This window comes from Cryobacterium inferilacus, from assembly GCF_019599185.1.
Taxonomy (GTDB): Bacteria; Actinomycetota; Actinomycetes; order Actinomycetales; family Microbacteriaceae; genus Cryobacterium; species Cryobacterium inferilacus.
This window is the reverse complement of sequence record NZ_JAIEUL010000002.1, coordinates 1-13607: the sequence shown is the minus strand read 5'-3', so window position 1 is coordinate 13607 and position 13607 is coordinate 1. Positions and strand designations below refer to the sequence as shown.

The 13607-nt window shown below is 68.5% G+C and carries 12 protein-coding genes; 2 read left to right on the top strand and 10 right to left on the bottom strand.

Annotated features, from left to right (window positions below):
- Positions 1-224: 224 nt before the first annotated feature.
- Positions 225-779: a hypothetical protein gene (locus tag K2F54_RS01955; protein WP_220604172.1), complete on the top strand. Its 555-nt coding sequence runs from the start codon at positions 225-227 to the stop codon at positions 777-779.
- Positions 780-887: 108 nt separating this feature from the next.
- Here the strand turns inward: K2F54_RS01955 and K2F54_RS01950 are convergent, their stop codons facing one another.
- The 9 genes from K2F54_RS01950 to K2F54_RS01910 all read right to left on the bottom strand — a co-directional run bounded on the left by K2F54_RS01950 (position 888) and on the right by K2F54_RS01910 (position 11756).
- Complete coding sequence (locus tag K2F54_RS01950; protein ID WP_220604171.1) at positions 888-2513, bottom strand: cellulase family glycosylhydrolase; 1626 nt, start codon at positions 2511-2513, stop codon at positions 888-890.
- A gap of 208 nt (positions 2514-2721) precedes the next feature.
- Positions 2722-3189 carry an aromatic ring-opening dioxygenase LigA gene (locus K2F54_RS01945; protein WP_220604170.1) on the bottom strand — a complete coding sequence of 156 codons (468 nt, stop codon included), beginning with the start codon at positions 3187-3189 and terminating at the stop codon, positions 2722-2724.
- Positions 3190-3361: 172 nt separating this feature from the next.
- Positions 3362-4255, bottom strand: a complete 894-nt coding sequence (pflA, locus tag K2F54_RS01940; RefSeq protein WP_220604169.1) for a pyruvate formate-lyase-activating protein — start codon at positions 4253-4255, stop codon at positions 3362-3364.
- Positions 4256-4300: 45 nt separating this feature from the next.
- Positions 4301-6568, bottom strand: a complete 2268-nt coding sequence (pflB, locus tag K2F54_RS01935; protein WP_220604168.1) for a formate C-acetyltransferase — start codon at positions 6566-6568, stop codon at positions 4301-4303.
- Between the two features lie 213 nt (positions 6569-6781).
- A complete protein-coding gene (locus tag K2F54_RS01930) occupies positions 6782-7708 on the bottom strand; it encodes a ferredoxin family protein (RefSeq protein ID WP_308287461.1) in 927 nt (308 codons plus the stop codon).
- Positions 7705-8943: a cupin domain-containing protein gene (locus tag K2F54_RS01925; protein WP_255576608.1), complete on the bottom strand. Its 1239-nt coding sequence runs from the start codon at positions 8941-8943 to the stop codon at positions 7705-7707. The genes K2F54_RS01930 and K2F54_RS01925 overlap by 4 nt, the downstream gene beginning before the upstream one ends.
- The gene (locus K2F54_RS01920) at positions 8943-9197 is read right to left on the bottom strand and encodes a BatC protein (RefSeq protein WP_255576607.1); all 255 of its coding nucleotides are present in this window, start codon (positions 9195-9197) and stop codon (positions 8943-8945) included. Before K2F54_RS01920 ends, K2F54_RS01925 begins: the two co-directional genes overlap by 1 nt.
- A 212-nt stretch (positions 9198-9409) precedes the next feature.
- A complete protein-coding gene (locus K2F54_RS01915) occupies positions 9410-10798 on the bottom strand; it encodes an FAD-binding oxidoreductase (protein WP_220604166.1) in 1389 nt (462 codons plus the stop codon).
- A gap of 205 nt (positions 10799-11003) precedes the next feature.
- Positions 11004-11756 (bottom strand): DUF72 domain-containing protein, encoded by a 753-nt coding sequence (locus K2F54_RS01910; protein ID WP_220604165.1) that lies wholly within the window; start codon positions 11754-11756, stop codon positions 11004-11006.
- 149 nt (positions 11757-11905) lie between these two features.
- Here K2F54_RS01910 and K2F54_RS01905 point away from each other — a divergent pair, with 149 nt between their 5' ends.
- Positions 11906-12841 carry a hypothetical protein gene (locus K2F54_RS01905; RefSeq protein ID WP_220604164.1) on the top strand — a complete coding sequence of 312 codons (936 nt, stop codon included), beginning with the start codon at positions 11906-11908 and terminating at the stop codon, positions 12839-12841.
- Positions 12842-12911: 70 nt separating this feature from the next.
- On the opposite strand, the gene K2F54_RS01900 is transcribed toward K2F54_RS01905, so the two are convergent.
- Positions 12912-13607: DDE-type integrase/transposase/recombinase (locus tag K2F54_RS01900; protein ID WP_220604163.1), on the bottom strand; the 696-nt coding region annotated here is incomplete at its 5' end.

The following is a 13607-nucleotide window of genomic DNA, read 5'->3' as shown; positions in this document are numbered from 1 at the left end:
ATCATCGACTGCCTACCATCGCTCTGAACTCGCCCTTCCCCCCACCTGCAGAGATCTCCACTCAATGCCGCAGGCACGGTTGTCGCTAGGGGCTTGCCGAAGCCCTCGAATGGGGGGAACATCCCGCCGCGGCCGGCGCCACGCTGGAGCCACAGAGAGTGCATCGCCGGAGCCGATGGGAGGGCAGAGGTTAGAGTGGCGTGTCACGTTCTCAGGAGGAAAAGATGGCCGGTCCGGCAATGCCCAATGTGCCCACCAGGCGCAACGTCAAGGTTCTGACCGACGCGATTGCGTCGCTCGAGTCCGGCAGCAGCGTGAGCGCGGTGTTCCTCACCAAGCGTTACGGGGCCTTCACCATCGCGGGTACGGCGTTCATCTCGGAGTCGGTCAAGACCCTCACCGTTGGCGGCCGCTCCATCGAACAGAACCTCAAGCCGCACAAGTCACTGCAGGCCCTGAACCTGGACGCCGCTCCGCACGATCCCGCCACCGGCGAGGACGGGTCGGCTGCAATGATGCCGCGGGTGCAGCACGGCGACCTGGTGTCGGCACGGTTCGTCGACTCGGCCTACGGTCCGTTCACGGTGACCGGGGTGAGTGTCGCCTCCACCGTCGGTGACGTGGTGCTCGTGGGCGGCTGGTTCGTGAGCCAGGCCGGTTCGGCTGCGCCGCGGCTCGTGGCTGTGGAGGTGCTGGCCGAGAACGGCAGCCACGAATACCCGCTGCCGCCGCGCATCATCAGCTGGGGCGACGACGCCGAGGGCGCCACCGAGTACTGAGAAGTCGACATGCTGGGCCGTTGACGTACTGGGCCGTTGACACACTGGGCCGTTGACACACTGGGCCGTTGACATACTGAGCCGTCAACGCGCGACGCCCCCGCTGGGCTATTTTGTGCTGAACCCGAGGCGGGGAGCCGACGGGGCTCCGCTGCCCGACACCTGCACTCCGGCGCGCACGGTCTGGCCGGCAGCGACAGGGCCGGCCCAACCCGTTCCGGTGCAGCTGACCGAGGTCTTCACCTTCACCGTGCAGGTCATCCCCCAGGCGTTGACGATGCCGGTGGCCGTCGTGTCCGGCCAGGTGGCGCTCCACCCCTTGACCCCGGTGGTGCCGGTGACGAGCACCTCGGCGACGTAGCCCGCACCCCAGGAGCTCTGCAGGTTCCAGATGGCGGTGGCGCCCCGACCGCTGACCGGCGTGGGCTTGGGTGTGCTCGGCTTCGGCGTCGGCTTCGGTGCGGCCGTCGCCTTCGGCGTGGGTTTCGGCGTCGGCTTCGGTGCGACCGTCGCCTTCGGCGTGGGTTTGGGCGTGCTGGGCTTGGGCGTCGCCGCCGGCGGCACCGTGCCGGCCAGCAGCGGTCTGATCGCGGTCAGCTTCGCCGCCTGCGGGGTCACCCAGTCGTCGGCGACGATTCCGCCGGTGTCCCCGCTGTTGGGGTTGAACGACCAGTACGCGAAGCTCATTTTGTTGGCGCCGAGGTACCGCACCAGTGCCCCCAGCCACTGGGCATCCGAGCGGGTTTCGAGCTTGCTGCCGAACTCGCCCAACAGTACGGGGGCGATGCCGCGCTTGCTGATGTAGCCCCAGTTCGCATCCCACACCGCGGTGAGGTTGGCCGGGTAGGTGGCGGCACTGAACCACTTCTGCGGGTAGACGGATGCCGGATAGTCGTGTGGCGAGTAGACCACGCGGTTCGCCACGGCCAGTTTCACGGGCTTCTTCGCGACTCCGCTCAGCCCGCCACCCCACCAGGTGGTGCTGCCGCCGGGTTGGGTTTCCACGCCCTCGACCAGGATCAGCAGCTTGGGGTTGACGGCCAGCACGGCATTGCCGGCGCGGGTCGCGGCCGCGTGCCAGTCGGTGGCGGGGTCGCCGCAGCCCCAACAGGCCGGTCCGTGCGGTTCGTTGTGCAGGTCGACACCGATCACGGTCGGGTTGTTCTTGTACCGGCCGGCCAGCGCCGTCCAGTCGGCGATCCAGCGTTTCTCGCTGTACTCGGCGGTGTACCAGAGCTCGGACTGCGCGGCAGAGCCGGGCCGGTGCCGGTCGAGAATGACCGTGAGCCCGGCAGCGGCGGCCTTCGTGACGACGGCGTCGAGCACCTGCTGCGGCGTCTTGCCGGCCAGGTCGGGATTGACCGCGTAGTTGATCGAACTTGTCGATGTCGCGGCCAGGCACTCGTTGGAGAACGGCACGCGCACGGTGGTGAAGCCCATCGACCTGATCTTGGCCAGCCCGGCGGCCAGGGAGATGGTCCAGAGGCCGTGGGGTGCGCAGTTACTGGTTTCCAGGCCGAACCAGGACACTCCCTTGACCAGGTATGGCGCACCGGCGGCGGTCACGATGCTGCCGCCCGAGGTGTGCAGCCACCCGGGCAGAGCAGGTGCCGCTGCAGCGGGCACGGCGGCGGGCTGGGCTGCTGCTGGCACGGCTGCCGCGCTACTGCAGAGCAGGGCGGCCAGCGCCAGCGCCAGCGCGGCACGACGGGTGCGAAAGCGGTGCGCGCTCATGTGTCCCCCAGGGTGAAAAATCCGCCGCGTTCGAGCGCGGCATCCGCGGATGCACCGCAGAGTAGGTCGGCCCCCGAACGAGGGCTCTCGCTCAGAGTAGGTGCTGCGCGCGCCGCGTGCACGATTCGGCCGACTTCGTTACCGGCCGGAAACACCGAACGCCCCGTCCAGCGAGGCTGGACGGGGCGTTCGAGGTGATGCGGAGCGCTTACGCGTTCTTCTTGGGCCAGGCCGGAGCGAGGGTCAGGATGGCGTAGCCGAAGAGGCCGGACAGGATGCCCATGCCGATGGCGAAGGCCGAGACGCCGAACGAGACGACCGAGGTGAAGAGCGAGGTGCGCAGGAACGAGGCGTTCATGACCGTCGCACGCAGCGGGTCTTCCTTGTCCAACTCGGCGTAGGTGTTGCCACCGGCCATGTCGGTTGCGTGGTGGTTGATGATGTCGGCCTGCGCCAGTGCGGAGAACGGGCCGACAACGGGGGCGCCGGCGAGGAACGAGGCGTCCTCGGCGACGGTGATCTTTTCGGCGGCAAGCTGCGAGCTGACGACGCCCCAGACCACTCCACCGCCGATGATCATGACGACGGCGCCGAGGATTCCGGCCCAACCGATGAGCTTGAGGACCTTGACCTTGGTGGCGCCGAGGGTGGTGGCCGGAACGGTTGCTGTTGACACGGTGTTGCCTTTCGTTGTGATTCTGAAGATATTCACAGTCTGGCAGCTTGCGATTTTCCCGGTCAGGGCACAAAGTCCCGGTGCTTCGAAGTCGTAACACTTAAAAAGCTGGTCAGAAGCATAATTAAGTCCGGCAAATTTCTATGCGAAAGGCCGATATTTTCGGTGCGGGCTAGAAAACGGTCAGTCCCCTGGCCTCGAACTGACCCTTCACACGCGCGAGCAGGTCGTTCTCCGGCGGGTGCACGCCGTGCAGCGGGTACGGGATGCTCAGGCGATCCCATTTGTCTTCGCCCATCTGGTGGAAGGGCAGCACCTCGACGCGCTGCACGTTGGGCCAGCTCTTGACGATGTCCACGACGGCCTCGACGTTGTCGACGGCGTCGGTGAGTCCGGGAACGAGCACGAAGCGAACCCAGACCGGGATGTTGCGCTCGGCGAGGCGATCACCGAACGCGATCGTCGGCGCGAGTTCCCGGCCGGTGACCTTCTTGTAGGTCTCCGGCAGGCCGGACTTCACGTCGAGCAGCACGAGGTCGATGTTGTCGAGCATCTCGTCCGAGGCGCTCTTACCGAGGTAGCCGGAGGTGTCCAGGGTGGTGTGCACGCCGAGGGCATGCGCCTCCTTGAACATCCGCTTGACAAACGCGGGCTGCATCAGCGGCTCTCCGCCGGAGATGGTGAGGCCGCCGTTGGTGGCCTTGAAGACGCCGAGGTAGCGGGTCATCCTGGCGACCAGTTCGTCGATGGGCGTGACGAGACCGTCACGCATCTTCCAGGTGTCCGGGTTGTGGCAGTACTGGCAGCGCAGCAGGCAGCCGGAGAGGAACAGGGTCATGCGGGTGCCGGGGCCGTCCACGGCCGTCACGAGCTCCCAGGAGTGCACACTGGCGACGGTGCCCTCGCGGATCGCCTTCATTTCCAGCGTGTGCAGCTCGGCCTTGCGGTCGGCGTCGGTGAGGGCGCTGACGTCATCGGAGACGGGCGCCGACAGGTCGACGTGCTCTCCGGAAAGTTCTACTACAGGACAGGCAACGCTAGGGAAGCCGAGGTTGATCGCGGTCATGGTCTCGTCCTACCTAGCGTTGCCGGTCATGTGTGGGGTGTTTCTTTAGTGCGAGTGGAACGTGCGGCTGATGACATCCATCTGCTGCTCGCGGGTGAGGCGAACGAAGTTCACGGCGTAGCCGGAAACTCGGATGGTCAGCTGCGGGTAGTTCTCCGGGTGCAGCATCGCGTCTTCGAGCGTCTCTTTATTGAGCACGTTGACGTTCAGGTGGTAACCGGTGGCCGACGTGAACGCGTCGAGCAGGCCGACCAGGCTGGTGATCTGCTCGTCCTTGGTGTGGCCCAGGCCGCTCGGAACAACCGTGTTGGTCAGCGAGATGCCGTCCTGCGCTTCGCTGTACGGAAGCTTGGCGACACTGAGTGCCGACGCGAGCATGCCGTGCGTGTCGCGGCCGTTCATCGGGTTGGCACCCGGTGCGAACGGCTCACCCTTGCGGCGACCATCGGGCGTGTTGCCGGTGGCCTTGCCGTAGACCACGTTGGACGTGATCGTCAGGATCGACTGGGTGTGGATGGCGTCACGGTAGGTCGGGTGCTTGCGAATCATCGTCATGAAGCGTTCCATGACGTCGACCGCGATGGCGTCGACCTTGTCGTCGTCGTTACCGAAGGTGGGGAATTCGCCTTCGACGGTGTAGTCGACGACCAGGCCGGTCTCGTCGCGAACCGGGCGCACCTTGGCGTACTTGATGGCGGACAGCGAGTCGGCAACCACGCTCAGGCCGGCGATGCCGCAGGCGAGGGTGCGGATGATTTCCTTGTCGTGCAGTGCCATCTCGAGACGCTCGTACGCGTACTTGTCGTGCATGTAGTGAATGCAGTTCAGTGCGGTGACGTAGGTCTCTGCAAGCCACTCGAGGGTCTCGAGGTAGGCCGGGAAGACGGTCTCGTAGTCGAGGATCTCGTCGGTGTTCGGCGCGGTGGCCGGCGCGATCTGCTTACCGGACACCTCGTCCTTACCGCCGTTGATCGAGTACAGCAGCGCCTTGACGGCGTTGACGCGGGCTCCGAAGAACTGCATCTGCTTGCCGACCCGCATCGGGGAGACGCAGCACGCGATGGCGGCGTCGTCACCCATCTCGTTGCGGATGAGCTCGTCGGACTCGTACTGGATGGCGGACGTGTCGATCGAGACCTGGGCGCAGAAACGCTTGAAGCCCTCGGGGAGCTTGTCGCTCCACAGCACGGTCAGGTTCGGCTCGGGTGCGGGGCCCACGTTGTACAGGGTCTGCAGGAAGCGGAACGCGGTCTTGGTGACGAGCGGGCGACCGTCTTCACCGATGCCGGCGAGCGACTCGGTGACCCAGGTGGGGTCTCCGGCGAAGATCTCGTCGTACTCCGGGGTGCGGAGGAACCGCACGATGCGCAGCTTGATGACCAGGTCGTCGATGAGCTCCTGGGCGCCCTCTTCCGTCAGGGTGCCTGCGGCGAGGTCGCGCTCGATGTAGGCGTCGAGGAAGGCCGCGTTGCGGCCGAACGACATTGCCGCACCGTTCTGCTCCTTGACCGCACCGAGGTAGGCGAAGTACAGCCACTGGATGGCTTCCTTGGCCGTGTTGGCCGGCTTGGAGATGTCGAAGCCGTAGCTGGCGGCCATCTGAGCGAGTTCCTTGAGGGCCCGGATCTGCTCCGAGTTCTCCTCGCGGGCACGGATGATGTCCTCGGTCGAGGGCTCCATGTCCAGCTCGGCGCGGTCGTTCTTCTTGCCGGCAATCAGGGCGTCGATGCCGTAGAGGGCAACACGACGGTAGTCACCGATGATGCGGCCACGGCCGTAGGCATCCGGCAGGCCGGTGATCAGGTGGCTGCTGCGCGCACGGCGCACGCCGGGAGGGTAGACGTCGAAGACCGCGGTGTTGTGGGTCTTGCGGTAGTCGGTGAAGATCGTTTCGAGTTCGGGCGACACGGGGTAGCCGTAGGTCTCGAGGGAGGTGGCGACCATGCGCCAGCCGCCGAAGGGCATGATCGCGCGCTTGAGCGGCGCGTCGGTCTGGAGGCCGACGATGACCTCGTTGTCCTTGTCGATGTAGCCGGGCTTGTGCGCGGTGATGGACGACGGGGTCGTCGCGTCGATGTCGTAGACACCCTTCTCGCGCTCCACGGGGAACATCGCGGACAGCTTGGCCCAGACGCCGGTGGTGCGCTCGGTGGCGCCGGCGAGGAAGCTCGCGTCGCCCAGGTACGGGGTGTAGTTGCGCTGGATGAAGTCGCGCAGGTTGATCGAGTCCTGCCACGGGCCGCTGACGAATTCGGCGGGGCCGCTTTCTGCGGGTCCACGCTGGTCGCTTCTGATGCCATCTGTGACGGTCATATGGTTCGCTCTCCTTTTAGGATCGAGGCTTTCCCGCTGATCTGGGTGTATCACCCAGCAGTCGGGCCACGAGAGCAGATCCACGGGGTCCCGGGTGGTGCGACGGAACCGGTGGCTCGCCCTCTGTTCTGAACACTACTCTCGGGCTAAGCCGGAAAACCGGGACCAAAGTCCCGTATTCCCCCGCGGGCATGGGCCGTTTTCTCGGCCTGATCAGGGCCGCCCACCCGGCTCGATCGAGAGCATCTCGAACTGCCGCACCGGCCGCGCCGTGGTGGCCGCGCAGGTGCTGAGTAACGGCGGGGAGAGGGTCTCCGCCAAGCGAACCGCGACGGGTTCGCCGCCGTGGGTGAAGAGCACGGTGTGCACCGACCCTGACTCGGTCCAGGAGGCGAACTGGAAGGCGTGCAGCTGGTTGTCACCGCGGTCGGCCCTGGCGAATGCCTCGGCCGCCTGCACCACATTGGGCAGGGCGCTGCGGCCCCTGAACCAGCGCGGCTCGATGAGACCGTGACGGTAGGCGTCGACGAGACCTGGCGCATCCGCCCCGGTCACCCTGCCGTAGTACAGGCCGTGCGGGAACAGGATCAGGGTGGCGGCGAACCGGTCGCCGCCCAGATGCGAGCACTCCCAGGTGGCGCGTCGATGCTCCCGAGCGAGCGCGGTGACCACCGGGCGCCCCTTCACGGCGCAACACTGATCATGGCGGGCGTGGGTGCAGACGCAGATCACCGGCTCGGTCGACAACTCGCCGGTGGATCCGTCCAGCGGCACCGTCATCAGGTCGGCGGGGTCATCGACCGATCCCCAGTGCACGGACTCGTGCCCCGGCCTGGCGTCCACGGCCGCCCACCGCCAGGTCGATTGATTACGCCGCTGGTCTGCCGTGCGTCCGGTACGGCGAATCGCCAACGGGCGGATGCCCGCACCCTCGATGCGCCGGACCAGTCGGCGTCCGAGTGCCGGATCGAGCTGGGACTGCAGGAAGGCGTGGGCGCCCCAGGCCCCGTCGATCTCGACGAGGAACCAGCGTTCGCCGTAGCCGGCGGTGCCCTCGAGGGGATCGTCGCGCTCGACCGAGCGGTCGCTGCACGGCAGCCACCCCGGGGCCGGGCCGTCTGGCGGGTGCGCGCCGGTCACCGCACGACCAGTACGCCCTCGCGCACCAGGCGCCGAGCCACGACGAGGGCGGAGGCGGGATCGAGGCCGGGCAGGTCCCCGGCCCGCACGGTGTCGCCGGTGAGCACGGCGGTCAGGGCGTCTCGCGCTTCGGCGGGCAGCTCGACCGTCTTGCCCGGCAGCATCAGCCGCACTCGGGAGCCGTCGTCGACCAGCCGGGCGGAGAGCCCGTGGCGCAGGCTCAGGGTGGTCGCCTCGTGCAGCGCGGCGGCGCTGTTGACGGTGGCCAGGGGCGCGATCGGCTCCGGGCGGGTCGAGTCACGCACCCGGCTGGCCAGCCGGGCCGCGACAGTCGTGGCCTGTCCGGGGTCTGACCGACTGAACTCCGCCAGATCGTTCACGGCCTCGGCGACCAGAGCGGCGACGACGGTGGGATCGGCCAGGTCGATGCCGAGCGGCAGAGCGGTGCGCAGGGTGTCGGCGGTCTCTGCCCGCGCCAACACCTCGCGCAACACGTCGTGGCGGGTGAGCGCGGCGACGCCGATGGTGAGGTGGATCGAGGTGCCACCGAGAGCGGTTGCCGAGTGGATCCAGCCGCGCGGCAGGTAGAGCACGTCACCCGGGCTGAAGGTCTCCTCGATCTGCGGGCGCTGCTCGGCGGCCAGGGCGACCTCGGCGCGGTGGTCGTCCCAGGGTTGGCTGCGGAGCGGGTCGGTGTGCACGGGCGGGTGGATGCGCCAGCGTTTCTGGCCGGCGATCTGGATCACGAAGACGTCGTGCACGTCGTAGTGCGGGTCGAAGCCGCGCGCTGACGCCGGGGTGATGTATGCGTTCACCTGCACCGGGTGGCCCAGGTCGGCCACCAGTTGCCGGGTGAATTCGGCCAGCGGGGTCCAGGTGCGGTGCAGGCCCTGCAGCACCAGGGTGGCCCCAGCGGCGAATTCGTCGAGCACCTTGTCCGCGCTCACCTGGTCGCCGATCTCGGCGCCGAAACCACCGGGGGCGGTGTACCTGGCGGCGTTCAGCACCGAGCCCTCGTTGGCCATCCGCACGAACGGGGTGCGCAGGCCGCGCCGGGTGACGAGCTCGTCGACGGCGTCGGCGGTGAACAGGTCGGTGAATCCGCCTGGCAGCTCGGCCGCCCTGGCGAACAGGGCGCTGTTCGCCCAGTTCTCGGTGGCGAAGTCCTGCGGCGAACCGGCGAGCAGGCGCGCGAGCGCGGGTCGGTCAGCCGACCCGCGCTCGTCGCCCGGCATCAGGCCGATCCGTCGGCGCCGCCGTCGTGCCCGTCGGCGTTCGCGCCGCCGTCGGCGACGCCCTCCTCCGACGCCGAGCCGTCTGCTCCGCCGTCGTGGCCCTCGGGGTTGGCGCCCCCGTCTGCGGTGCCTTCACCGGCGTCGGCGGCGCCGTCGGCACCGCCGTCGTGTCCGTCGGGGTTGGCCCCGCCGTCAGCGGTACCCTCGCCGGGAACCTGCGCGTCTGTCGTGATGTCGTCGTCGTTGATGCCCACTTCGTACCTCCGTAGCCGTTCTCAGGCGTCGGCTGGCGCCTACTGGCGATAGTACGTGGCCCCGGCCGAAAAGTCAGTGCCGTCGGGGGTGAACACCCCGGTCACCCGGCGTTGAGCGCCGCCGAGCCGGAACAACTGTTACCGCTGCGGACAATTGCGTCCGGTGTACCGGGACCATTTGTCCGGTTCGGGAACAGTTGGGCGGCGAAACCCTAGAGCTTCTTGCCGGGGTTGAGCAGGGTGTGCGGGTCGAAGGCCAGCTTGACCCTGCGCTGCAGGTCGCGCAGGACCGGGCCGAGTTCGTCGTCGAGGTGCGCCCGCTTGAGCACGCCGATGCCGTGCTCCCCCGAGGCAGAGCCGTCCAGTGAGATCGCCAGGTCGATGACCCGGGCGAAGGCGGCGTGGGCGGCATCGATCTCGGCCGGCACCGCCGGGTCGTAACCGATCACCGGGTGCAGGTTGCCGTCGCCGATGTGGCCGCCGGTACTGATCGGAACGTCCAGTTCCAGGGCGATCTCGGCCAGGCCGAGCAGCAGCGCGGGCAGCTGGGAACGCGGCACCGTGACGTCCTCGTTCAGCGCACCCCCACGCACCGCCTGCACCGCCGGGTGCAGCAGGCGTCTGGCGCTCATCAGCCGAGCGAGCGACTCGGCGTCGTGCGCGATCGTGACGTCGCCTGCTCCCCCGGCCCGGAGCACCGCGGCGTACGCTTCGACATCGTCGTGCGCCCGGCCGATCTCATCGGACTGCACCAGGAGCAGCGCGCCGGCGCCCGCCGGCAGCATCGAGGTCGGGTCGAACGCGTTGATCGCCGCGATGCAGGCACCGTCGAGGAATTCGAGCACGCTGGGCCGCTGCGCGCCGGCGACGATCGTATTGGCCGCGTCGAGGGCATCCGCCACCGTGTCGAAGGTGGCCGCGACGCCGGACGGACTACCGGGCTTGGGCAGCAGCCCCACCGTGATCTCGGTGATGATGCCCAGGGTGCCCTCCGAACCCACCAACAGCGCGGTGAGGTTGTAACCGGCGACGCCCTTGATGGTGCGCTGACCGGTGCGCACGATCGACCCGTCGGCGAGCACCACCGTGAGCTGACGCACGAAGTTGCCGGTGACGCCGTACTTCACACAGAGCATCCCGCCGGCGTTGGTGGCCACGTTGCCGCCGATGGTGGACGCCCGCCAGGAACCGGGGTCCGGCGGGTAGAACAGGTCGACGGCCTCGGCGGCGCGGGCCAGGGCGATCGTGCGCACGCCGGCCTGCACGGTGGCGGTCTGGTTCGCGGTGTCGATCGCGAGGATCTTCTTGAGCCGGGTGGTGCTCAGCACGATGGCCCCGTCGATGGCGTTCGCGCCGCCGGCCAGTCCGGTGCGGGCGCCCTGCGGAACGATCGGGATGCGGTGGGCGGCCGCGATGGTGACCACGGCGGCGACCTCGGCGGTGCTGGCCGGAAAGACCACGGCCAGCGGCACGCCGCTCAGGGTGCCCTCGGATTGGTCCCGACGGTTGCCGTCGGCCCGCACGCCGGTGGCGATCTGGGCGTCGGAGAGCACGGCGGCCAACTCGGTGAGAACTGTGGACGCGACGTGGGTCTCGGTCATGATTACCTCTGCTGGAGATGCGCCCCCTGGGGGTGCGGGCACGACGCGTGCGACTCGTCGAACGGCGTCCGGGGCCACAATTCTATGCACCGGGTACGGGGGCGATCGGTGCCGTTACCCAGGTTGCGGGGCATTTGGCCGGTTCGATTCACCGTTTACATATCCCACTGCCCGCGTCGGCGCTAGGGGCATTGTGCGGGCATTCTCACACCCCGAGCTCGGCGCGCAGGGTCCACGCGTTCCGCACGGCGAAACCACCGCCGTCGTTGTTGAAGTAGGCGAACACCGCCAGGCCCTGCGCCTGCCATTCGCGGATGCGGTCCGCCCACCAACGCAGGTCGGCATCGGAATACGACCCGCCGTAGAGGTGATCGTGGTCGGGGCCGTGCAGCCGCAGGTAGACGAACGGTGCGGTGGCCCGCAGCAGGCAGGGCAGCCCGGCGCCGCTGAGCACGCAGTACCCGGCGCCGTGGCGCTCGAGGATGGCGAGCACGTCGTCGACGTGCCAGCTGGGGTGGCGGAACTCCACCGCCACCCTGATCCACGGTGGCAGCGCGCCGAGGAAGTAGTCCAGCCGGGCATCGTCGCGTTCGTGGCCGGGGTGTAGTTGCACCAACAGGATGGCCCGGCGGTCGCCGAGCTCGTGCCAGCCGGCGCTGATCCGGTCGGCCCACACCTCGGGGGCGTAGAGCCTCTTGGCGTGGGTGAGTCCGCGCGGGGCCTTCGCCGAGAGCAGGAACCCCGGCGGCAGTCGTCGGTGCCAGCCGGCGAAGGTGGCCGGTCGGGGCCAGCGGTAGAAGCTGGCGTTCAGTTCCACGGTGTCGAAGGCCTCCACGTAGCGCGCCAGCCTCTTCGCGGCCGGCAGCCCGGCCGGATAGAGCACGTTCTCCCAGTGGTCGTAGCTCCAGCCCGACGTCCCGATGTGCACCGGCGGGTCGGGGTGGGTCGGAGTGCTCATGCTGGTCAGTGTGGCCCACGCCGAACGAATCCGTCCAGATGCTCCGCCGGCCCCGCCGATACCCCACAGTTTGCCTGCCCGAAACACGGGGTCGGTAGGATTCTGGGAAACGCGCGGGCCACTCCGGGCGGGCAGGGCAGGGGGCACGGATGACCGAGGACGTCGGGCGAGCGGGGCGAGCCCGCATCCGTCGTGCCCGCATCCGCCCTGCGCGGCCCGACCGGGCTGCACGGCCCGCACGCACCCGCATGATCGCCGGCGCGAGCGTCGTGGGCCTGGTTCTGGTCGGCGCGCTCGGAGTGCACGTCGCCACGCTGTCGGCGGCGCGCGGCGACTACAACGCGGCCGCCGCGGCCTTCCGCACGCAGCAGTCCGCCGCCGTACAGACCGTCACCGCCGGCGAGAGCGCCCTCGACGCCGCCGTCGCCACGCTCGCCGACAGCGCGGGCAAGGTGCTCAGCGAGCAGCCGCGCACCGACCTGGCGGATGCCATCAGCTCGGCCACCGCCCGGCTGAGCGCCGCCGCTCAGGAGCTCACGGCGGCCGAAAGCACCGCCGATTCGACCGCCGACACCGGCACGCTCCTGCAGCTGGGCACCGGCGTACGCGAGAACGCCCTGGCGCTGTCCACGGTCAGCTTCGACGTCTCGGCCGGTGTCGACGGTGTCGCCGCCGAGCTGGCCGAACCGGTGGCGGCCGTGACGCGGGCGATGGCCGAGTGGCAGGCCCAGCAGGACCGCATCCTGGCCGAGCGGTACACCAACAATGTGCACGCGATCGGGTGGAACCCCGAACTCGACCAGTGCATCGGCTCGGTGGACGTGACCGCGCACTACGACGAGGTGCCCACCATCGCCGAACACTGGTCGTGCGGCGGCAAGGACTTTCCCGATGAGGCCGGCACCCTGATCACCCTCACCGGGGTGCACGCCGGCACCTACCGGGTGGACGGCATCGTGGCCATGCTCAGCGCGTCCAGGCACAGCACCGCCGATGTGCCCCGCGGGCACGACCTGCTCTACCAGACCTGCCAGAACGGCCAGTCGGCCACGATGTCCTTCACGGCGCTCACCCGGGTCGCCTGACCCGCCCGGCCAGACCCGAGCCGGAACTGTTCCCGAACGGGCGATGTCAAGCTGAGTGGAGTCACTTGGGTTAGATATTGACGGTTTCTTTGGGGATGTTGATGCCGACTGTGCCGGCGGGTGCGGGTGTTGTCGGTCGGGCGCGGAATCGTTCAGGGTGCTTGCGGTGATAGCGCTGCAGGGCGCGGTCGCGGATGCGGTGCGTGTGGCGCCAGGTGCCGTCGTGGACTTGCTGGGGTGAGAACAACGCGATGCCGGAGTGCCGGTGGTTCGTGTTGTACCAGGGCACGTAGTCGGCGAGGTGCTCGCGTGCGGCTTCGAGTGTCTCGAAGGTGCCGGGGTAGTTGGGCCGGTACTTCATGGTGCGGAACTCGGACTCGGAGAACGGGTTGTCGTTAGAGACGTAGGGCCGGTTGTGGGTCTTGGCGACCTTATGTGCCACGAGGAGATCGGCGAGTTTGTTGGAGCGCATCGCGGATCCGTTGTCCGCGTGGACGAACTCAGGCCTGCCGTGGAGTTCGAATGCGGTCTTGAACATGTCCACCGCGAAGTCGTCACTCTCGCGGTCCTCGACGCGGGAGCCCATGATCTTGCGGGAGTAAATGTCGATGATCGAGTACGCCTTGAATGCTTTGCCCCGCCACGGGCAGCGCAGGTCGGTGATGTCCCACGACCACACCTGGCCCGGGCCGGTCGCGATCAGCACCGGAGTGTCCCGGGGCGTTCGCGCTCCGCGCTTGGTGGGAACGACCGGGCGGGCGCTCTG